Source organism: Chryseobacterium indologenes (assembly GCF_018362995.1).
Lineage (GTDB): Bacteria > Bacteroidota > Bacteroidia > Flavobacteriales > Weeksellaceae > Chryseobacterium > Chryseobacterium indologenes_G.
The window spans coordinates 4,162,284-4,184,297 of the sequence record NZ_CP074372.1 but is presented as its reverse complement, the minus strand read 5'-3'; the positions used below and the strand labels follow the sequence as shown (position 1 = coordinate 4,184,297).

Sequence of the window (22,014 nt, the reverse complement as noted above, 5' to 3'; positions counted from 1 at the left end):
AAAAGCACAACTTTTCAGTTGTGCTTTTTTATTATCAATAACTGGAATATTAAAATGAAAACAGACGGAAAAAAAAGAACTGATGTATCTAAAAAAACAATAAAATTTATTAATCACTAATCCAATAATCTGTCTTTATAAAAAAGAGCAATGAATGATAAAATACGTTGCAAAATTTCCGAAAACACAAGTAAATAATATGCAATAAAATAAAATTTTCACCCTTCCAGTATTCTGCTTTTTTCATAACTTTACTTTAAATTTCAGCTTTTGGCTAATCTCTATAAAAAAGACTCTCCTTTTCAGGTTTATATATCATTCAAAAAATATTTGGATGTCCTGGAGCATATCCGATATAACGACAGACTGGAATACAGGGTGAACTATGCTGAGTCTTTGATTGAGAGTACCAGAAATTTTAAAGAACTCAGAGAAGGCTTTCAGGATACGGCTCTTCTCGAAAAATATGAAGACCTCATCAGATTGCTTCTTGCAGATCTTTTTCCGACAGGGCTTACTAAAAATGAAATAAAAGCAGCCAGTATTCCACTTTCCAATATCACCTTCAATTATACCGAAAGGTTTCAAGATATTCTGAAAGATGCAGGAAAAGACTTTGAAATAGAACTCAGAAATATTTCAGATAATGAGTTTTATGTGTTCTGCTGCTGTCTGATTCTTCAAAGTTATTTCAAAAAAGATATTAAAAGTACGATTCCGTTTTATTATGACATTCCCAACAAGCAGGGAATCATGAAGCACTATAAGATTACGGTCAATTCAGACTTTACGGAAATCATTCCTACTGAGGATGCCAAAATTCCTTCCGATGACACGCTGGATATGCTGCTGGAAAATCTGGATGATTTTAAACTTTGGAAAAAATATTTCCCTTCTCAGTCCTGGATATTGAAAGGCTTTACCATCATTTCACTTGTGGACTGTACCTCTGAGGTGGCACTTTCTGATTTGAAATCAAGCATGATAGAAATTGACCCCGAAGATTTGAATCCTAATGAAAATCTGACGGAAATTTTTAAATCTTATTTTGATGTTTCGGAACTGAATTTCGGGCTGATGACTTTCAACAAAAAGGAACAGAAACTGGATAAACTTCCGATTTATGAAAGTCTTCTTACCAATCATATCCTGGATTTCTGGATCAATGCATTTGATGAAGAGACACGTAAGAGTACATTTAATAATTTAAATCATAATTCAAAACCTGTTGTTGTTTCTAATGTAAACAACCTGGACGAAAATATCAAGCTGCTTCCTTCCTTCAGTATTTTAAAGGATAACAATGTCAACAGTTTCATGGTAATTCCTATCATGAAAGACGGCGAGCTCCTTGCGATCATGGAATTCACCTCTCCTATTGCAGGAAGTTTTAATGGTTTAAAACTTAAAAAACTTGAGTTCTTTACCGATATGGTTCTTTTCTCTCTGAACAGATTCTACTTTGAGAAAAACTACCAGATAGAAGCCATTATTCAGCGTGAATATACTACCATCCACGATAGTGTGGTATGGAAATTCAGAAATGAAGCTGAGAAATATTTTACCGCATCGCTCGGAAGGAAAATATATACTTTAAAGCAGATTGCATTCAAAAATCTTACTCCGTTGTTTGGGGTTTCAGATATCCGTTCTTCTTCTGAAAAACGTTTTAATCTGATGCTGCAGGATCTTAATCAGCAGATTGAATGGCTGAATGAAATTTTGACACTCACCAATTCCGATTCAGAAAAATTTGTACTGGCTCTGGATGTTTTTGAAAATGAGATCAACAATGAGATCAAAGCGGATACGGAACAACGTTTTCAGAGATTATTAAGGGAAGAAATTCATCCTTTTTTACAGGGAAAACTGGAAGTAAGAACCTCCAGAGAAATAAAGGCAAAAATCAAAGATTATTTTTCACACATCTTTACCACTACGGATTTGTTTTATCACCACAGGAAAAACCTTGATGATTCTATCACGCTGGTCAACCGAAAACTGGCAGACATGCTGGATGAAAGTCAGGTAAAAGCACAGGAAATTTTCCCACATTATTACGAAAGATTTAAGTCTGACGGTGTGGAACACAATCTGTATATTGGCTCTACCATTGCTCCTGAGATGCACTATACCTCGAAAGTTGTTCACAAACTAAGATACTGGCAACTGAAAACCATCTGTAAAATGGAACTTGAATTTCAGTCATTCAAAAAATATCTTCCTGTACAGCTGGATATCGCTTCACTGATCTTTGTATATAATGAAAAAATAGACATCCGTTTCAGAATGGATGAAAAGCGTTTTGATGTAGATGGCGCCTACAATTCCTATTATGAAATCATCAAAAAGCGCCTGGATAAAGCCCATGTGAAAGATTCTGTGGAACGTATCACTGCTCCCGGAAAGATCACCATTGTTTATTTCGGAATGGAAAATCAGAAAGAATACCTGGACTATATTTCCAAACTGCAGAAAAAAGGTGTCTTACAGCATGATATAGAGTTTTTAAAGGTAGAGGATCTCCAGGGAATTACAGGATTACTGGCGCTGAGAGTTTCTTTTACACTTCCGCAGGAATAGAAGATTATTCTTCATCCACAAAATAAGTATCGCTTCTTCAATTCTGCCGGCAGAATCCCGTTTTAAACAGAAATTCGTGGTACAGCAAATGGCGCTATGATAAATCCGATCACTAAAAATATCATGAGCGTTTTATCATAGCTTTGGCTCTCCCTAAGAAAGCTTATCTGTCATTTTTTAAAGACTAAGAAATGCTGCTCCAAAAGACAGAACAGAAATAATAATCCCTGCCATAAAGATCTTATAGGTAATGGATAAAAGCTTGTACTTCCTGTCCAGAACTTTACCAAGATAATACAGATCTTTTACCATAGAATCGTAGATATAGTCTCTGTCTTTGATAAGGTCTTTCATTGCATTGTTGTAATCATCAAACAACATCTGCTGAAAGTTTCCAAAGAACAAAAGATTTACTTTTCTGTTGGCAATATCCTGAGGAGTAAACGTAGTTTTGGTCACATTCGGTTTCGTAGATAAGATAGCAAATATGATTGTAAATACACTGGATAACAGCAAAATGAAACTCGGAAGAATTAAATGTGAATTCTTAGGAGCATCCAGCTTCGGAACCAGTACAGAAAGACAAACCGAAATAATGATCGCGTTTACTGATAAAAGGATATTGGCTTTACTATCTGCAATATCGCTAAGTCTCGTATGATTGTTAAGGGTAACTCTGAATAAAGTATCTACACTTCTGTCTGACTTTTCCTTTTCTTTTTTGCCCTCTGAGCTTTCCTTTTTATTCTCTTTGTTATCTTTTTTCTCTTCTTCTTTTTCCAGCTTCTTTTCGATCTTTTTAATGTTCTTCTTTTTCAGAGGCTCCCAGTTTTCTTTAGCATAGTCTGTATAAAAAGTATGCTTATTTTTCAGCATATCCAGGTTTCCGGCATTCCACTCTTCATTAGAAAAACATCTTACGTTGGTCAGCTCCCATTCTTTTCTCAAAGCATCGGAAATATCATTATAATCATGACCTGCAAAATGGCTGAAATCTGCATCTTTCATAATTTTTTCAAGCAAATTCTGAGGTTCATAATGTATTTTCGTCGCCAGAATCAGTTTTTCAACATCTGCGATATAATTTTCCGGATAATTTTCCTGCTGTAAAAAGGCTTTCATCACCTCCACACTCCGCTCTTCATGGTTCAGCGCACATTCTATATACCCCGTATCATGAAACCATAATGCTACGAGTACTTTCTCCTGATCCTCTTCAGAAACAGGGGTGTTTTTCATGATTTCCTCAGCCTTATTGACCGTATAGGCAGTATGGATAAAATTATGATAAAAATATACCGAAGATAACTTATCTTTGAATAAGATTTCAACATAATTTTTAGCTTTTTGTAGAATGCTCATTCCTGAAATTTTGTTAATGTAAATTTATGAATTTATCCTTTAAAACTCATCTAAAAAATACTTCTATTGTTCTTCGAACAGTAATGTCCGCAGGAGCACTTTATTCCTGTGCTACATATAACGTACAAAAGGGCAAAAACTTATTTGAAGTAAAAGATTCTGATATAAAATCTGAAAATGATTTTAAACTTTTTCTGATTGGAGATGCAGGAAATGCAGATGAACCTCAGGCACAAAAAACACTTAGTTTACTGAAAAGCAAACTGGATTCTGCAGACAGCAACTCTATGCTGATCTTTTTGGGAGATAATATCTATCCCAACGGTATGCCCAAAGAAACAGATAAAGAGTATGCCTCAGCTAAAGAAAAGCTGGAAAATCAACTTGCCATTACCAAAAATTTCAAGGGTAAAACATTGGTAATTCCCGGGAATCACGACTGGTATAACGGCCTGGAAGGATTAAACACCCAGGAAGAGCTGGTAAAAAAATACCTTGACGACAAAAAAGCTTTTCTACCTAAAAACGGATGCCCTATTGATGATATCAACGTCTCTAAAGATATTAAGCTTATTGCTATTGATACGGAATGGGTTATTGCAAACTGGGACAACTACCCGGGAATCAATAAAAACTGTAATATCAAAACCCGCGAGAATTTTTTTGATGAATTTAAAGATCTCATTATCAAAAATCAGGGTAAAAAAATCATTGTTGCGTTACACCATCCCATTATCAGCAGCGGAACCCATGCAGGCTTTAATTCTGCAAAATCACATCTTTTTCCTTTAAAAAGTAAGATTCCTGTTCCCGGTGTTGCAAGCTTAATCAATATTTTAAGAAGTTCCTCAGGAGCCAGTCCTGAAGATATCAATAATCAGCATTACGCGGATCTGGCCAACAGACTGAAAAGTATCGTTCAGGATAAGGAAAATATTATTTTCGTTTCCGGACATGATCATAATCTTCAATATCATGAGGATGAAAACCTGAGACAAATCATCAGTGGTGCCGGTTCTAAAACAGATCCGTCTACCATTATAGAAAAAACTGATTTTTCTTACGGAGGCAGCGGTTTTGCGGTTTTAAATTTCAGAAAAGACGAAAGTACAGACGTTGAATATTTTTCTACAAAAGATGCAAAGCTTCAAAAACTGACTCATATTTCAGTAATTTCCAAGCCTGATGTATTTGTTAATAACTTTCCGAATTCTTTTCCGCAGACATTTTCCTCAACCATCTACCCGGTACAGCTTACTCAAAAAGGAAAATTTTACCGCTGGCTTTGGGGAGATCACTACAGAAACTATTACGGGATTCCAATTGAAGCTCCAACGGCTAATCTTTCAGAATTAAACGGCGGATACACCCCTTTCAGAGAAGGTGGAGGAAACCAGTCCAACAGCTTACGACTGAAATCAGCAGACGGACAGGAATTTGTGATGCGTGGAGTGAAAAAAAGTGCCATCCGTTTTCTTAACAATATGGCTTTCACAAAAAGTACATTGGGTGAAGAGCTCACGGATACTTTCCCCGAAAAATTCTTGTTGGATTTTTATACTACCAATCATCCGTTTACTCCGTTTACGATCGGAAATATGTCAGAAAAACTGAATATTTTGCACAGTAATCCAAAACTGTATTATATTCCTAAACAACAAGCTTTGGGGCGATATAACGAGAATTACGGAGATGAAATGTATATGATTGAAGAACGTTTTTCTTCTGATCCTAAAACACTGGCGTATCTGGGTAATGCAAAAGACATTGTTTCTACAGATGATGTATTAAAGAACCTCAGCAAAAGCAATAAATATTCTGTTGACAGAGAATCTTACATCAGAGCAAGGTTATTTGATATGCTTATCGGTGACTGGGACAGACACTCGGATCAGTGGAAATGGGCAGAATATGAAATGGGTGACAAAATAGTATATAAACCTATTCCCAAAGACAGAGATCAGGCATTCAGTAAATATGACGGTGCTGCATTTAAACTTATTATGAATGTTCCGGCAATCCGCCATATGAAAACCTTTACAGAAGATATAAGCAGTGTCAAATGGCTTGCTATGGAACCTTACCCGATGGATCTTGTTTTTTTAAAAGGGGCTGATCAGACAGAATGGGAGGCGCAGGCAAAATATATTCAGGAACATCTTACGGATGCGGATATTGATGATGCTTTCCATAATCTTCCTAAAGAGGTACAGGACGAAACCATTGCTGAAATTCAGAGAAAGCTGAAAGTAAGAAAAACAAAACTTCAAAGCTATGCCGCTCAGTACTATGATGTATTACAGAAAAAAGTACCCCTGGCAGGAACTGTGAATCCTGATAAGTTTGTCATTACCAAAAACGGGCATTCAGTACTTGTGCAGCAATATAAACTGGGCAAGAATAAAGATCAGAATGAACTGGTTTTTGAAAAAACATACAATGATTCAAAAACAAAAGAACTATGGATCTACGGACTTGAAGACGATGACATCTATGAAGTGACAGGAACCGGAAATCCTAAAATGAATATCAGACTGATTGGCGGATATAATCATGATACTTATAATGTTGCTGATGGAAGAAAAGTGAAGATTTATGATTTTAAATCTCAAAAGAATACTTATAACGCCAGCAATGCAACCAAAAACATCACTGATGATTATGACATCAACAGCTATAATTATAAGCACCCGAAATACAATTCCGTTGCCGGATATCCAAATCTGGATTATAACCCGGATGATGGTGTCATTGTAGGCGTTCTGGCTAATTATACGGTTAATAATTTTATCCGTGATCCTTATACTCAAAGACACAGCTTAAAAGCTAATTTTTATACTGCCACTGCAGGATTCAGTCTTACCTATAAAGGAGTATTTAAAAAGGCAATCTCAGGTTGGGATATCAATCTGGATGCATTTTATACAACTCCAAGGTTTTCCCAAAACTTCTTTGGTCTGTCTAATGAAAGTGAGTATGATAAGGAAGATACAGAAAGAGAATATAACAGAGCCAGAATTTCAAAGTTCAACTTTGCTCCTTCCATTTCTCAGAAGAGTTGGATGAATCTGAGTCATCAGTTTCAATTGACTTTTGAAGATAATAAGGTACAGAGAAAAGCTGACCGCTTCATTAATCAGTCACCGGATGTAAGACCAGGTGTATTTAACAGCCAGCAGTTTGTAGGAGCCAATTATACATTTGGTTATAAAAATGCCGATAATACAGCCTTCCCTACTCTTGGACTGGAATTTATGCTTAATGCCGATTGGAAAGCAACCCTTTCTGACTTTAATAAAAACTTCCTGACTTTAAAAGGAAAGCTTGCCATTGATCACAGAATTGATAAAAAAGGAAAATTTGTTTTTGCCAATGCCAGCAATGTCATGTGGATGAATAACAATAATTTTGAATTCTATCAGGCAGCGACTATTGGAGGTAACAACGGAATGAGAGCTTTCAGAAACGAACGATTCTCAGGAAGATCTTATTTTACCAATAATTCTGAAATACGATGGGATTTCGGGAGAATAAGAAACAATATTATCCCGGCCAATATGGGAATTCTTATCGGGTATGATATCGGCCGTGTATGGAATGACAATGAAAATTCCAGAAAATGGCATCAATCTGCCGGAGCGGGTGTTTGGTTAAGTATTGTAGAAATGATGTCTGCAAGGCTGAATTATTTCTATGGCTCAGATGGTGGAAGACTTTCTGCAGGGATAGGAATGAAGTTTTAAAACAATCCAGTTTTCTGTATCAGTATTACAGTTTCAAAACAAACACAAAACACTATATAACAACATGTTAGAATTGATCATTATTGAATATTTAAAAAATTTCAATTTTAATTAAATTTAATAATTCTAATTTTCAGCTTACATTTTTCATTCATAAAACAAATATGGCTTTTAAATAAAGGCCATATTTTCAGCAATATAGGTCAACGCCACCCATAGCTCTATATGTTTATCAATTCTTTAAAAAAAGGACATTTTAAAAACATTTTATATTTGTTGCAACAAAAAATCAACAAGTGATGAAAAAAAAGCTATTGTATATGGCATTATTTGTTATGTTTATTCATATAAATGCACAGGTAGGTATTAAAACACCAACACCACAGCATACATTACACGTCAACGGTTCTCTACAGGTTGTTAAAGACCTGAATGTAGGTGGCGATGACAGAACAAAGGGTAATTCAGGAAACAAAGGTGAGGTACTCATGTCAAACGGAGCCGGAAATACTCCGGTTTGGAAAACAATTGAATCTGAAAACTTCTTAAAAGTAGTGTATGTGGGAAATAAAACAGATATCAGCCCATCCAGTGGCAGTTATATAGGAACACACTCTACTCCGGTCAACACTCATGAAAGTTATGCACAAACCTATGTTTTTAATGTGAGTAATAAAATTGATACAGCTTATCTGACCTATAATTCAACAACAGGACTTTTTACAGTAGTAAAGTCGGGGTTCTACAATATTGTTCCTTATGCAACCTATGATCTTAATTTGAATCCGTCAGGACAAACTGCAGGAACAGCCAATTCTTATATCCAAAAAGTATCGCCTACCCTTACAACACTTGCAGGAATATCCACCGGACACGGAGAACGTACTACAGGATTGAATCATAATCTTTCATCCATTAATTTTTTTAATACGGGAGAAACCTTCAGAATACGCTGCCGGTATACTCAGGATTTCCGGTTGTCAAGCGGTAATATTCATATCTCATATCTTACTCCGTAGCCTATAAAACGTCAATCACTTCAATACATTCATATATTCAAAAACCCCACAGATTTCTCTGTGGGGTTTTATTTGATATGTTAGTTAAAATGGAAAATATAACAATATCTGTCCGTGGGCATCATAATTATAAGTCCATTTCGCTTTTGATATTCCCGGCTGAGGAGTTATACCTCCTGGAGATTCTGCATATTCAATAACTGATTCCTTAGCTCTAAAATTATTTTTTGATAAACTCTTTTCATAAAAATCATCGTTGATCAGGTATAATTTCTTAAATGGATTTTTAGCATTGTCAAAATCTGAATACACAGTAGTTGTAAACTGCTTATTCTTATCTCCTGCCTTTTCTAATGTTTCACTTTTAGAAAGATTATTATTTGAATCAAAATAATACGTGCTAAACAATTCCTGATATCCTCGTTTTGTATATACACTTACTGTATTGGATCCATAGGTATAGGTTCTTGACATTTCCAGTTCGGAGACACCATCATTATACTTATAATACTGTTCAGCCTTAACAGGTCTGTTATTTTGCATCAGATAAGAAGTCATTCTATATCCGGAAGTTGTTCCTGATTCAAGATAATCTACCTGTATCTTATTGTTTGTATAAGTTAACTGAGTAATTACATCAGGATAAAAAAATTGGAAATCCGCTGTTACAGAAGAGTTCCTTCCAAGCATTTTCTGCAAATGTCCATTTTCATAGAAAAACCGATAGTATTTTTCAGGACTAGGCAGTGTTTTGCGCTGATCCATCTCAAAAATATACCCTTTATCAGGTTGTAAATCTTCAGTTTGATTTTCAACTACTGCTTCATCATTTGTACTGCACGAAAATAAACTTAGTGCAAATAAAATATAAAATATTTTTTTCATGGTTATCTAATAGGCTGCAAAAGTAAGAATAAACAACCTAAAAAGAAAAAGTATACACATTTCCCCCTTCATCCTTCCCTTTCTCATCAGCAATCATTACTGTTTTATCATCAAGAAAAACAATAGCTTCTTTTTGTGAATTATGATTCAATGAAATTTTCTGAATTTTAGCAAAGCTGAAATCATTAGCTGTAAATCCTGTAAGAACGTGAACATTTTTATGTGTCAACAACACAATTTTATCTTTCGTACTGTTGATGGTAGCTGAAGTGATGGCAGCATCATTATAACCACCCTGAAGTTTCAATGTTCCTATTAGCTTGGCTTCAAAATCACCTCCTTTATTAGGCACTTGAAACACAAGAAAAGTTCCGTCAAAACCTTTGCTCCTGTTTTTAGTGAATAAATAAAAATTTCCGTCCATTTCAACAAAAGCTTCACAGTCATACAACAGCTTCGATTTTTTTGGTGGAAATTCCGTCTGCCCCTGATAATGAAACTTTGTAGTCTGAACAACTTTTGTGGTTGTCTGTGTACCGCTGGTAAGATCGGTTTTTAAAATCGCAAGATCGGTACGGTTATTATCATTGTTACCAAAATCTCCGATATAAATATTTCCCTGGGAATCTGATATAATGTCTTCCCAGTCTGTATTTTCTGAGTTTTCTACAGGTACTTTTGCCAACATTTCACCTTTATCATTGATGCCGTATACCGCATTTTTATTACCTCTGTCCTCTATTACCCAAATAATTTTCTTATCTTTTGATAAAGCAATTCCGGAAACTTCCTTCAACTTTTTAGGCAGGGAAAACTGGACTTTCAATTCACCCTCATTAGACGGAGAATTCTGAGCTTTTGGATTGCAGCTCAATAAAAGTAAAGCAGGTAAAATAAGAAAACGTAACATATTTATTTTTTATTTTTTTAATTGAATGTAAGAAGCATTAATTCTTCCAATAAAGAGCTATGAAAGGTTTTTTGCCTTTTCCCAAAGAACATCCATTTCTTCCAAAGACATATGTGCCAATTTTAAATCCTGTTCTTCAGCAAGTCCTTCCATTTTTTGGAATCTTGAAATAAACTTAAGATTGGTTCTTTCTAAAGCCGAATCAGGATTAATCCCTGAAATTCTTGCATAATTAATCAAAGAGAAAAAAACATCACCCAGCTCCTGTTCTTTCTTATCTAGATCGGTTTCAGCATGAAACTCCTGAATCTCTTCATCTACTTTTTTCCAGGCATCTTCGGCATCATGGAATTCAAAACCGATTCCTTTTACCTTATCCTGTATTCTATAGGCTTTTACCAGACTCGGTAAGCTTTTCGGAACGCCTCCCAAAATGGATTTGTTTCCTTCCTTTAATTTTAATTTTTCCCAGTTTTGCTTCACTTCTTCCTCATCTTTCACTTCAACATCTCCATAAATATGAGGATGACGGAAGATCAGCTTTTCATTAAGGGAATTGATCACATCTGCGATATCAAAACTTTCTTTTTCTGAACCAATTTTAGCATAAAAAACCAAGTGAAGTAAAACATCACCCAGCTCTTTTTTTATCTCCTGCAGATCATTCTGTAAAATAGCATCAGAAAGCTCATAAGTTTCTTCAAGGGTAAGATGGCGAAGCGACTCTAAAGTCTGTTTCTGGTCCCACGGACATTTTTCACGAAGATCATCCATGATATCCAGTAATCTTCCAAAGGCTTCCAGTTTCTCCTGTTTCGTATTCATAAGTATTGGGAAATTCAATCTTATACAAATGTAAGGGATATTTTGGGTCTGTGGTAGAAGTTAGCGTTGAAAGTTGAGAGTTTATAGATATGAGGTACGAGTTACGGGGCGCGAGATTCGCGTTTAATGTTTAAAGATAAAGACGAAATTTGAACTCAGCAGAAAATTTCCCTGATCCCTGCTACCTATCATCCACCACCTACCTAAAACCAAAAGCCTTGTCAGGAAATTCCCGACAAGGCTTTGTATTTTTAATTCAGAACTGAATTATCCTTGTTTTCTGTGCGTGCTTTTCGGAGCTGATTTTGCAGCTGAAGTAGCTTTTACTTTTGGAGCAGCTGGTTTCTCAGCTTTTGGAGCTTTTTTAGCTTCTTTTTCAATGTTTAGCTCCTCTGCAGGCTCTCCATCCAAAGTTTCAGGTTCTGCCTTTACAAAACTTTCAGGAGTAATATATCCTGCTTTGTGAAGAACATTGTACCACTGAGCCAATTTCTTGATATCAGAAGAATATACTCTTTCTGTATCATAGTTAGGAAGAGATGCCAACATAAAATCTTTCAGATCTGCATCAGAAGATTTGTGAGAAATAGTTTCCTTATAGTCGTTGTTTTTAGCAATATTTTCAAATACTTCAAACAAAGGAACTTCTTTTTCAAATGTAAACATGGCAATATTATCCAACAAACTTACCTGGCTTGAGTTTCCAATACTTACTTTTTTCTTACTGGTAACATCTTCAATGATGAATCCGTTTCTTAATTGAGAAACTAATTTGTAAAGTCCTGGTTTTCCAGAAATTGAAATTATTTTTTCTAACAGCATAATTTTATTTTTTGTAAATTCTGCAATCAGCTCTAAGCTTTTTGCTTTATATTATTTCTTTTATCCTTGTTTAAATTATTTTGGAAATCTCATTTTGTAACCAATATTTACGTCACCCTGAGAGATTTTTGTCAGTTTACCTTTTACCAGTTTCTTTTTCAGAGCACTCAGGTGGTCAGTAAACAGTACCCCTTCAATGTGGTCATATTCATGCTGAATTACGCGGGCTCTAATATCGGAAAAAGTTTCTGTATGTTTCACAAAATTTTCGTCATAATATTCAATAACGATTGTGCCTTTTCTTTTCACATCTTCTCTTACATCCGGAATAGAAAGACAGCCTTCATTGAACTTCCATTCCTCACCTGATTCTTCAAGAATCTGAGCATTGATGAAAACTTTTTTAAACTCTGCCAATTCATCCTTAATATCTTCATAATCCTCATCTTCTGCAAGAGGTGTCACATCTATTACAAACAGACGGATATCCAAACCAATCTGTGGCGCAGCAAGACCTATGCCATTTGCACTGTACATGGTTTCGAACATGTTATCTATCAGTTCCTGTAATTGGGGATAGTCTTTGTCTATATCTTTTCCCACTTTTCTCAAAACAGGATCCCCAAAAGCTCTTATCGGTAATATCATCTTAATCTTTGTTCTAAAAAATTCTGCAATATGATGGTTGCACTTACTTTATCTATTAATCCTTTCTCCTGCCTCTTTTTTTTGTTTTTTCCACTTTGGGAAATAAAAAATGAAGCCATTTTGGAAGTAAATCTTTCATCAAAACGATGAACCGCAATATCCGAAAATTCTTTTTTAAATTCTTCAATGAATTTTAAAATATCGGTTTCCACCTCCGAAACATTTCCTTTCAAATCTATGGGAAGTCCGATTACTACCTCATCTACCTTGTTTTCATTGAAATATTTTTTCAAAAATTCCAGTAAAAAACGGTTCTCCACAGTCTCCAGCCCACTGGCTATAATCTGCATATCATCTGTTGCAGCGATACCACAACGAGCCTTTCCGTAGTCTATTGCAAGGATTTGTCCCATAAGTCTGCAAATTTAGTAAAATTTACTGATTTTATTCATAACGCAGTTTTTTTATATAAATCATGTTTTATTCCATTATTTTTTTTATAATTTTAATCTTCCAAAAAACAATTATATGAAGAAACTCATCCTCGTAAGACATGCAAAAAGCGACTGGCCGGAGGAAACGGAGGACTTTGACAGACCATTGGCAGACAAGGGTTTGACAGACGCTATGCACATGTCCAGATTCCTTAAAAGCAATAATATTTCCATCGACCACTTTGTGTCAAGCCCCGCAGTGCGTGCACTGAATACGTGTAAGATTTTTAATCAGGCGTATCAGCTGAACTGTTCTACTGATGAAAAACTATATAATCCTTCGGAAAGAAGCTTTGAATCTGTAATTTATGACCTGGATGACACCTTGAATTCAGTTGCGTTTTTCTCTCATAATAATGGAATTTCCAATTTTGCCAATTCTATTTCTGAAGATATTTTTCATTTTCCCACTTGCGGAGTCGCTGGTTTTGAAGTAGACTGTGAATCATGGTCCGAATTTGACGGGGCCAAAAAGAAACTACTGTTCTTTTATGAACCAGGGAAAATATAACGTTTCTTTACTCTTTTCTTATGCAGCCCTATTCATCCTTCTTTTTTCATGTCAGAAACAGAAGAAAACCTATTTTGAATCAATTGCGCTGAATGATATAAAGCTTTCTTCCCCCAAGCACGGAAGCTGGCGGTACAATCATGATGAAAAATTTCAGCAGTTTGAAGACTTTCAGCAATCAAAAAAGATAAAGCCCGAACCCGGAAAAAATACGATCTATCTCCAGCCGATCGGAAAATTTGATGAACTCCAGAAAAGACAAATAGCACTCACCAAAGAATATTTAAAGATCTATTTCCAGCTCGAAACAAAGATTCTTCCCGTTTTACCCAACACAATCTTTCCTGAAAAGATCAAAAGAATTTCAAAGGAAGGACAGGAGCAGATTCTGGCAAGTTATGTCCTGGACAGCATTCTGATCAAAAGAAAGCCTAAAGATGCTCTAATACTCATGGGAATTACAGAAAAAGATCTTTTTCCCCAACCGGAATGGAACTACATTTTCGGACTTGCATCTTATGAAGAAGGTGTAGGGGTAACGTCCATGTATAGATTTGCAAATGGTCATTTAATTGATTCCAATTTCAATGAGAGTTTTCTGAGATTAATAAAGATCAGTTCTCACGAGATCGGGCATATGTTTGGAATCAGCCATTGCCTGAATGCCAACTGCGTGATGAATGGAACCAATTCACTTTCGGAAACAGATTATCACCTCGCAAGAGCATGTTCACTATGCCAGAGAAAGCTGAATTCCAGTATACATTATAATAATAAGAAAAGACTTCTTGAATTAAAAAGCTTCTTTGGAAAGCAGCATCTCAATACAGAACTTTCTTTAGCAGAACAAGACCTGAACCTGCTGCAATAAACAAAATTTCTTTTACCGACTACACATTCCCCTCCTCCGGAGGGGTGGCAAAAAATTTATTTTTTGACGGGGTGGTTAAGTTTCGGCTAAAGCCATTATCGTTGTAAAAATAAAAAAACGGGCTAAAGCCCGTTCCTATTGAATATCAAAAGTCATTATTTAAATTCCACGAGGCCGTAATTTTTTCATAGAAACAAAAAAGAACGGACCAATGCCCGTTCTTCAAAGAATATTTTTATGCTTTGCGTTTTATTTCTTCTTCAAATCCAGATCATCAAAATCGAAGCTGAAATCGGTCACATCGGAAATCGCCTTCAATTTTGCAGATTCTGCCTTTCCGTTTTCGTCATAGCTGAAAATAATATAGGCATCCGCGTCATAGCTTCTGTCATCCCATTTGATAATGAAAGAACTGTTAGAGTAAGGAAGTAATTCCCCTTTTAATCTTGGAGAGTTTTTGCATGAAATTCTGTAAGTATTTCCCTGCTGAGAAATTTCTACATCCCCAAACCATGCATCATTATATGTTCCTGTAAACTGTTCTGCTTTGGGCTGAAGAGATTTTTCTTTTTTAAATGCTTCTGATTTTGCAAAAGCATCTTTCTTTTGTTTATTAAAATCTGCTTCCATCTTAGACATTCTGTCACCATATGTTTTCAGCCAGTTTCTGTCTGCTACACCAAGATAAGAATCCTTCACCGTATTGGTAATGGTATTGAAAGCGGCTCCGGACTGTTGGTTGGTCAATACAACAATTCCCAGCTTCATATCCGGAATCAAAGTAAACTGGGTAACCGTTCCAATCAACCCACCAGTATGCTGCACCTGCTTATGCCCTTTAACATCGCTCAGGAACCAGCCTAAACCATATCCGTAGAAGCTTGTATCGTAAGGATTCTTTGCTGCTACTCTGTCAGGGATCTGAAGATTCCAAAGCTGTTGAACATTTTTATCTGAAACTAATTTTTTTCCATCTTTCGTGGTGAAATTATTTAACAGACATTCTGCCCATATTGTCATGTCTTTGATGTTGCTCATAATTCCTCCTGCAGCATTGGCTGTTTCGTTCCAGTCGTGGGGAACAGCAATAGCTTTTCCGTCTACAGGAGCATGTGCATCAATTTTGTTGGCCGTTGCTTTTGCTCTGTTATAGCTCCCAAAGCTAGAAGTCATTCCTACAGGCTTCATGATCCTCTGTTCTATAAAGTCTGCCCAGCTTAATCCGGAAACTCTGTGAATCACTTCCCCGGCAACAATAAACATGATATTATTATAATCTAATTTTGTTCTGAAAGGATTTTCAGGTTTCAGGTATCTCACATTATGAACAATGTCATTCACTGTTAAGTTTCCTCCTTCCGGAAAAAACATAAGATCTCCCTGGCCAAGGCCTAATCCTGCCCTGTGAGTGATAAGATCTTTTATTGTTACGTTTTGTGAAACATACGGATCGTACATTTGAAACTCAGGAATATATTTTGAAACTTTATCATCCCAGTTCAGTTTTCCTTCATCTGCCAGGATTGCTAATGCTGTACATGTGAAACCTTTAGAGTTGGAAGCAATCCCCACCAATGTATTATCATCCATAGGCTGCTTGGTCGTAAGAGAACGTACTCCAAAACCTTTGGAATAAATCATTTTCCCATCTTTTACAATCCCTACGGACATTCCCGGTACATCAAAAGTTTTCAGAGTATTATGGATCAGTTCATCCAGCTTTTTTTCTTCAACCTGTGCATTGGCTAATCCTACGGTCAAAAGAAAAATGAAAAAAGAAAGTTTCTGTTTCATTGTTTATTTTAATTTTCCCAAATTTACTAAATATTAAGTGATGCTAATTTTAGCATGATTAAAAGTTTACTTATTTTACTGATAAACCCGTTGTATTCATGAAAAAGCCTATTTGTATCTGTATTTTCTCTCTTTTCGCAGCCAGTGGTATCAACGCCCAGGACAGAACTTCCAATCCTTTACTTTTACAAACCTGGAATCTCAGTAAAATGGATACTTATATTTATACCTACGAAAAGAAGGATGGTTTTGAGGCAAGAAAAGAAGGAATCAGATTTCAGAAAAATGGGAAAATTACTGGAAACCTGATTAAATCTACATTAAGATATGATACTTTGGAAGAACCGGTTACTAAAAGTGAAAAACCAGACCGCTATATCGGGAACTGGAAAAAAGCTTCAGATTCTACAGTGACTTTGGTATTTCCTTCCAATACGAATATGACCGGTACTTTTGTTATTTCAAAGCTTACAGAGAATCAACTGAAACTAAAAAAAGTTTTCAGTGCAGATATAGAGAAGAAACTGGATTCTATCAGGAAAACAAAAAATATTACTGACTGATATTCTTAATTATTCTCTGAAAGTAAACCGATCTGATAAGTTGATTAAAGCTTCTTATATTTGCAATCTCAAAAAAAAACAAAAATGGCAGTAAACAGATTATTGGCTTTCTTCTTACTGATGATAAGCTGTAATTTATATTTTTCCCAGGACGTTACCATCAAAGACGATAAAGTTTTATTGGATGGAAAGCAGATCCTGAAAACTGAAAAAATCAATGTAGCCCAGTATTCATTTTTCTCTATGAAGGATGATGAAGAGATTCTTCTTTACCGATATATGGACAATGAAACTCCAAGCTATGTAAGTGATGATTATTTTATCCTGAATTTTCTGCCTGAAAAAACAAAAGTGGAATCAACCGATATAGCCAAAATTGCCAATTTTATGAATTCCAAAAAAGGAATGGAAAAGCTGGTAAAATGGTTATTAAAAGAAAGAGTGATCAATCATGACGGAGAACTGAATCCTGACCGTGTAGCGATATTCAAAGATAAATACCACGAAAATATTACAGAAAGAACCCTTAGATAATGACAAAGATCCTTCTCCTTTCCGACTCTCATTCTTATATTGATAATAGAATTCTGGAATACGCTTCTCAGGCTGACGAAGTATGGCATTGTGGAGATTTTGGAAATCTTGACGTCATTGAACAGCTGGAAAAGATAAAACCTCTGAAAGGAGTATATGGAAACATCGATGATGCTAAAATCCAGGCTGAGTTTCCTGAGGTTAATCGTTTTTTCTGCGAAAAGCTTGAGGTTTTAATGATTCATATCGGAGGTTATCCCGGAAAATATAGTCCACTCACAAAAAAAGAAATAGCAGAGAAAGCTCCGAAATTATTTATCTCAGGACATTCGCATATTTTGAAAGCGATGTATGATGAGAAAAATAACCTGTTGCACCTTAATCCCGGTGCCTGTGGAAAACAGGGCTGGCATAAGGTAAGAACAATGATGCGCTTTGTAGTAGATGGTGAAGAAATCAAAGATCTGGAAATCATCGAATTGGGGCCAAGAGTTTGATGAGTGATAACATGAAGGTTTGAGCGTTTGAGAATTATTTGGGAGTAAATGAGTTTGCCTTCAATACATTTTACTTTCTACCTTTGCACCAATAATGGGTTCAGACAAGTCTAAAAAAATATGAAAATCGGCGATAAGGTTTCGGTAGTAGATGAAGATTTAAGCGGAGTGATAACTTCCGTGAAGGGAAATATTGTCGTTTTTAAAGATGAATATGGCTTTACCCATCAATATGCAAAAGAAAAACTGGTTCCTAAGGATTCTGACCTTTATGAAAATATCAGAGTGGTAAGAAAAGCGGAACCTAAAAAAATCATTTCTAAGAAACATCAGAAAAATCATTTGGTTTTAGACCTGCATTTTCATAATTTGGTGAAGAATCCCAATGACTATGACAGCTTTGAAAGATTGTTTATTCAAAAGGAGAAACTCATTGAAGTGATTGAGTTTTGCAGAAAAAACAACCTTAAAAGGCTGGAAATTGTTCATGGTATTGGTGATGGCACTCTGCAGAGGATGGTTCGGGATGTATTGGAAAGCCAGGTCAATATTGATTTTTATAATAAGGAAATACTTCACCACCAATCGGGTGCGGTAATGGTAGAATTTCACTAAATTTGCAGCAATTGAAATATGAACGTACTTAATTTACTTTTTACTAAAGACGGATTGATCACCCAGATTGTTAAAAACAAAAACATTCTGGAGGAAAAATCTTATTTCGTTACTGAAGAAACCCCGGCCAATCTTATTGAGCAAAAGCTGGATGAAGTTCTTATTAAGCAGCGCTATGATGAGATCCAGGTGATTTCAGCATTTAATCATTTTACCCTGATGCCTGAAGGTTTTTCCGAGCATGAAGCAGGATTTGATCTGATCGCCTTTAATGCCCCTGCCGATAGAGAGAAGGAAGAGCTGATGCTTTCTATCAACAAAAAATTCAACATACAGTTTTATTACACTTTCCCGAAAAATTATTATAAAAAAATAAAGGAATTGGCTATACCGGTTCATTTTAATTTCTCAGGAGAAAAGTTTTTAAGTTCAATTAATAATAAAACCAACAAGGAAATTCACATCAATCTTTATCATAATCAATGTGAGTTCTTTGCGATTGACAATAAAAAAATCATCCTTTATAATAATCTTGATGTTAACTCAGAAGTAGATTTCCTTTACTTCATTATGTTTACATTGAGCAAAATAGGTTTTGGAATTAATGAAACCAGCTTTTATGCTTATGGAGAAACTACGGAAAATGAAACTTTCATTTCCGAACTTCAGAAATTTGTTAAAAATCTGAAAATTGTTTTTGACAATATTCCAAACAAGAATTTTATACTTAACTAGATTGCAGGCCGCAGGTAATAAGGATTGATACCGGACATAATTACCAGCCACCTATAATCTATTACCTAAACCCTAAGAAAAATATGTTCAGAATAATATCAGGCAAATGGAAAGCCAAGAAAATTGCCGCCCCTAAAAACTTTGATGTAAGGCCTACCACCGATTTTGCGAAAGAGGCTTTATTCAGCATTCTGGAAAACAAATACGATATGCAGTCGATCTCCGTGCTTGATCTTTTTGCAGGAATTGGCTCTATTACCTTTGAATTTGCTTCCAGAGGATGCCAAAGTGTTACTTCTGTAGAAATGAACCCAAAGCATACCTCGTTTATCAATTCTACCGCTTCTGAGCTTGATATGGCACTTCAGATCAATGTGCAGAGAGGTGATGTATTTGACTGGCTTAAAAAATTCAGAAATAAAAAGTCATTTGAGATTGTTTTCTCTGATGCTCCTTTTGAAATGGAAGAGAAAAAGTATTACGAACTCATTTCTCTGGTATTAAATAATAAATACCTGAAAGAAAACGGAGTTCTTATTGTGGAGCACCAAAGCCGTATGAAGCTGGAACATCCCAACCTAACAGATACCCGAAAATACGGAAACGTAAGTTTCAGTTTTTTTGAACCGAATAAAGAAGATAATCAGGAACTTTAATTCCTGATTATTTTTTTTGAGATTACGGGAGCTTCTTCACCCCATTTTGTTATCGCTTCCAGAACAGGCAATAAGGTTCTTCCAAAATCTGTTAATTCATATTCAACTACTAAAGGAGGTTTTTCCGTAAAAACTTTACGGTCAACAATTCCATCCTCTTCCAGCTGCTTTAGCTGAAGGCTTAGTGTTCTTTCTGTAATGGTAGGAATTGATTTTCTTAATTCATTATATCTTCTAGCCCCGCCAATAAGATGGTGTAAAATAACTGCTTTCCATTTACCGCCTATAAATTTCATAGTAACGCTGGTACAGCAGGGATAAGATTTATTATCTATTGTATACATTTTTATACTATCATTTTTTACCGTTATTGCAAAGTTAGGAAACTTAAATTAATTTTGTAACTATAAAAATGATAGTATAAAATTATGAACTTTTTAAACAAAATGAAAAACAGGTATACAGTAAAAAAGTATAACCCACAGGGAAAAATCAGTGAAGAACAGATTGAAGAACTTAAAGAGATCCTGAATCTGAGTCCATCATCCATCAACAGCCAGCCATGGAACTTTATCTTTGTCAATGATCCGGAGCTGAAAAAACAATTGGGTGACAAATCTTATTTTAATAAAGCAAAAGTTTTCGACAGCAGCCATGTTATTGTCTTTCAGGTAATCAAAAACATAGAAAACTTTGAGAAGCAAATTGAAGAAAACCTTCCGGAAGGATCTGTCAATTATTACCGAACTATGGTAAAACCCAAAGGAGAAACTGCGATAAAATCATGGCTTGGACATCAGGTTTACTTATCATTAGGAGTACTGCTCTCTGCTTGTGCAGCTATGGGAATAGATTCCACTCCAATGGAAGGAATTGAGCCTGAAGGATATGATGCTGTTCTGAATAATGAAAAATATGAGACCTTATTTGCAGTAGCTATCGGGGAAAGAGATGAAACAGATGCCAACCAGCCTCAATTCAATCCAAAAACCAGACTGAAAGCTGAAAAAGTAATTGTGGAAGCGTAAATCAAACACGAATCTCGAAATTGATTTCATAAAAGACACTAATAAAAAAGTCTGCTCTAAATAGCAGACTTTTTATTTATAATACTTTTAATTCTAAATCAATTGTTTTTCCAAAGAACTTCTTAGAGATCTTTTCAAAATTCTTGGTAAGATCAGAAAGATAGAAATGGTAGTTCGGTTTGTGATTGTTATCATTTAAAAGGTTGTACTTATCCAGAATAATCTTCAGATGATTGGCTACAATATTCGGAGAATCAATGACACGGACTCTGTTTCCGTAATACTGCTTGATTTCATCTATTAAAAGAGGATAATGGGTACAGCCCAGAATCAATGTTTCAATATTCTTTAATTTACTATTACTTAAATAATTATAAATAATAGCATGGGTGATCGGATGGTTTTTAAATCCTTCTTCAATGGCAGGAACCAGCAATGGTGTCGCTAATTCATCCACTTTGATCCATTTATTATGCTTTCGGATACTCTTTTTATAGAGTCCGGAATTCACTGTAGCTTTGGTCGCAATTACACCTACATTATTGTGGATTTCGTAGGATACTTTTTCAGCGACAGGATTGATAACGTCTATCACTGGAACTTTTCCTGCAACAGACTGCATCACTTCATTCAAAGCATTCGCTGTTGCCGTATTACAGGCAATCACAATCGCTTTACAGTTCTGCTCCAGCAGAAAATTGGTGATCTTTGTAGAGTATTCAATGATGGCTTCCTTGGATTTTTCTCCATAAGGAAGGTGCTTTGTATCTCCAAAGTAAATAAGATCTTCGTGAGGAAGAAGTCTTTTGATTTCTTTGGCAACGGTAAGGCCTCCCACCCCACTGTCGAAAATTCCGATAGGCTGGCTTGGTGAAAGATGTGAATAATCTTGTTTTTTAGTTTTCAAATGAACTGAAAT

Annotated in this window: 22 protein-coding genes; 12 read left to right on the top strand and 10 right to left on the bottom strand. The window is 35.5% G+C overall.

The window, feature by feature from the left end:
* Positions 1–270: 270 nt before the first annotated feature.
* Positions 271–2,583 (top strand): GAF domain-containing protein, encoded by a 2,313-nt coding sequence (locus tag DYR29_RS18945; protein ID WP_213278080.1) that lies wholly within the window; start codon positions 271–273, stop codon positions 2,581–2,583.
* Positions 2,584–2,760: 177 nt separating this feature from the next.
* Here DYR29_RS18945 and DYR29_RS18940 read toward each other — a convergent pair whose 3' ends face one another.
* Positions 2,761–3,945, bottom strand: a complete 1,185-nt coding sequence (locus DYR29_RS18940) for a Pycsar system effector family protein (RefSeq protein ID WP_213278079.1) — start codon at positions 3,943–3,945, stop codon at positions 2,761–2,763.
* Positions 3,946–3,971: 26 nt separating this feature from the next.
* Here DYR29_RS18940 and DYR29_RS18935 point away from each other — a divergent pair, with 26 nt between their 5' ends.
* Together DYR29_RS18935 and DYR29_RS18930 are read left to right on the top strand one after the other, a co-directional pair.
* On the top strand, positions 3,972–7,688 hold the full coding sequence (locus DYR29_RS18935) for a metallophosphoesterase (RefSeq protein WP_213278078.1): 3,717 nt from the start codon (positions 3,972–3,974) through the stop codon (positions 7,686–7,688).
* Between the two features lie 299 nt (positions 7,689–7,987).
* On the top strand, positions 7,988–8,707 hold the full coding sequence (locus tag DYR29_RS18930) for a hypothetical protein (RefSeq protein WP_213278077.1): 720 nt from the start codon (positions 7,988–7,990) through the stop codon (positions 8,705–8,707).
* 84 nt (positions 8,708–8,791) lie between these two features.
* Here DYR29_RS18930 and DYR29_RS18925 read toward each other — a convergent pair whose 3' ends face one another.
* From DYR29_RS18925 to ruvX, 6 genes are all read right to left on the bottom strand, one after another.
* Complete coding sequence (locus DYR29_RS18925) at positions 8,792–9,592, bottom strand: hypothetical protein (protein ID WP_213278076.1); 801 nt, start codon at positions 9,590–9,592, stop codon at positions 8,792–8,794.
* A gap of 37 nt (positions 9,593–9,629) precedes the next feature.
* A complete protein-coding gene (locus tag DYR29_RS18920) occupies positions 9,630–10,502 on the bottom strand; it encodes a hypothetical protein (protein WP_213278075.1) in 873 nt (290 codons plus the stop codon).
* 57 nt (positions 10,503–10,559) lie between these two features.
* The gene (gene mazG, locus DYR29_RS18915; protein WP_213278074.1) at positions 10,560–11,327 is read right to left on the bottom strand and encodes a nucleoside triphosphate pyrophosphohydrolase; all 768 of its coding nucleotides are present in this window, start codon (positions 11,325–11,327) and stop codon (positions 10,560–10,562) included.
* A 267-nt stretch (positions 11,328–11,594) separates the two neighbouring features.
* Positions 11,595–12,149: a DUF5606 domain-containing protein gene (locus DYR29_RS18910; protein WP_047377741.1), complete on the bottom strand. Its 555-nt coding sequence runs from the start codon at positions 12,147–12,149 to the stop codon at positions 11,595–11,597.
* A 75-nt stretch (positions 12,150–12,224) separates the two neighbouring features.
* Positions 12,225–12,797 carry a peptide deformylase gene (def, locus tag DYR29_RS18905; protein WP_213278073.1) on the bottom strand — a complete coding sequence of 191 codons (573 nt, stop codon included), beginning with the start codon at positions 12,795–12,797 and terminating at the stop codon, positions 12,225–12,227.
* A complete protein-coding gene (gene ruvX, locus DYR29_RS18900; RefSeq protein ID WP_047423964.1) occupies positions 12,794–13,210 on the bottom strand; it encodes a Holliday junction resolvase RuvX in 417 nt (138 codons plus the stop codon). The genes def and ruvX overlap by 4 nt, the downstream gene beginning before the upstream one ends.
* 115 nt (positions 13,211–13,325) lie before the next feature.
* Between ruvX and DYR29_RS18895 the strand changes: the two genes are divergently transcribed.
* Both DYR29_RS18895 and DYR29_RS18890 read left to right on the top strand, forming a co-directional pair.
* Complete coding sequence (locus DYR29_RS18895; protein ID WP_213278072.1) at positions 13,326–13,802, top strand: SixA phosphatase family protein; 477 nt, start codon at positions 13,326–13,328, stop codon at positions 13,800–13,802.
* The gene (locus DYR29_RS18890) at positions 13,783–14,673 is read left to right on the top strand and encodes an archaemetzincin (protein WP_213278071.1); all 891 of its coding nucleotides are present in this window, start codon (positions 13,783–13,785) and stop codon (positions 14,671–14,673) included. Before DYR29_RS18895 ends, DYR29_RS18890 begins: the two co-directional genes overlap by 20 nt.
* A gap of 249 nt (positions 14,674–14,922) precedes the next feature.
* Here DYR29_RS18890 and DYR29_RS18885 read toward each other — a convergent pair whose 3' ends face one another.
* Positions 14,923–16,467, bottom strand: a complete 1,545-nt coding sequence (locus DYR29_RS18885; RefSeq protein WP_213278070.1) for a serine hydrolase — start codon at positions 16,465–16,467, stop codon at positions 14,923–14,925.
* Between the two features lie 98 nt (positions 16,468–16,565).
* Between DYR29_RS18885 and DYR29_RS18880 the strand changes: the two genes are divergently transcribed.
* The 6 genes from DYR29_RS18880 (at position 16,566) to DYR29_RS18855 (ending at position 20,067) form a co-directional block, all read left to right on the top strand.
* On the top strand, positions 16,566–17,030 hold the full coding sequence (locus DYR29_RS18880; protein WP_213278069.1) for a hypothetical protein: 465 nt from the start codon (positions 16,566–16,568) through the stop codon (positions 17,028–17,030).
* Positions 17,031–17,114: 84 nt separating this feature from the next.
* Complete coding sequence (locus DYR29_RS18875; protein ID WP_213278068.1) at positions 17,115–17,564, top strand: hypothetical protein; 450 nt, start codon at positions 17,115–17,117, stop codon at positions 17,562–17,564.
* The gene (locus DYR29_RS18870) at positions 17,564–18,061 is read left to right on the top strand and encodes a metallophosphoesterase family protein (protein ID WP_213278067.1); all 498 of its coding nucleotides are present in this window, start codon (positions 17,564–17,566) and stop codon (positions 18,059–18,061) included. The genes DYR29_RS18875 and DYR29_RS18870 overlap by 1 nt, the downstream gene beginning before the upstream one ends.
* 120 nt (positions 18,062–18,181) lie before the next feature.
* Positions 18,182–18,676 carry a Smr/MutS family protein gene (locus DYR29_RS18865; protein ID WP_213278066.1) on the top strand — a complete coding sequence of 165 codons (495 nt, stop codon included), beginning with the start codon at positions 18,182–18,184 and terminating at the stop codon, positions 18,674–18,676.
* A gap of 18 nt (positions 18,677–18,694) precedes the next feature.
* The gene (locus tag DYR29_RS18860; RefSeq protein ID WP_213278065.1) at positions 18,695–19,411 is read left to right on the top strand and encodes a DUF3822 family protein; all 717 of its coding nucleotides are present in this window, start codon (positions 18,695–18,697) and stop codon (positions 19,409–19,411) included.
* An 83-nt stretch (positions 19,412–19,494) separates the two neighbouring features.
* The gene (locus DYR29_RS18855) at positions 19,495–20,067 is read left to right on the top strand and encodes an RsmD family RNA methyltransferase (RefSeq protein WP_213278064.1); all 573 of its coding nucleotides are present in this window, start codon (positions 19,495–19,497) and stop codon (positions 20,065–20,067) included.
* On the opposite strand, the gene DYR29_RS18850 is transcribed toward DYR29_RS18855, so the two are convergent.
* Positions 20,064–20,411, bottom strand: a complete 348-nt coding sequence (locus DYR29_RS18850; protein WP_213278063.1) for a winged helix-turn-helix transcriptional regulator — start codon at positions 20,409–20,411, stop codon at positions 20,064–20,066. The genes DYR29_RS18855 and DYR29_RS18850 overlap by 4 nt on opposite strands.
* A gap of 84 nt (positions 20,412–20,495) precedes the next feature.
* Here DYR29_RS18850 and DYR29_RS18845 point away from each other — a divergent pair, with 84 nt between their 5' ends.
* Complete coding sequence (locus DYR29_RS18845; RefSeq protein WP_213278062.1) at positions 20,496–21,095, top strand: nitroreductase family protein; 600 nt, start codon at positions 20,496–20,498, stop codon at positions 21,093–21,095.
* A gap of 76 nt (positions 21,096–21,171) precedes the next feature.
* Here DYR29_RS18845 and murI read toward each other — a convergent pair whose 3' ends face one another.
* Positions 21,172–22,002, bottom strand: a complete 831-nt coding sequence (gene murI / locus DYR29_RS18840) for a glutamate racemase (protein WP_213278061.1) — start codon at positions 22,000–22,002, stop codon at positions 21,172–21,174.
* Between the last annotated feature and the right edge of the window lie 12 nt (positions 22,003–22,014).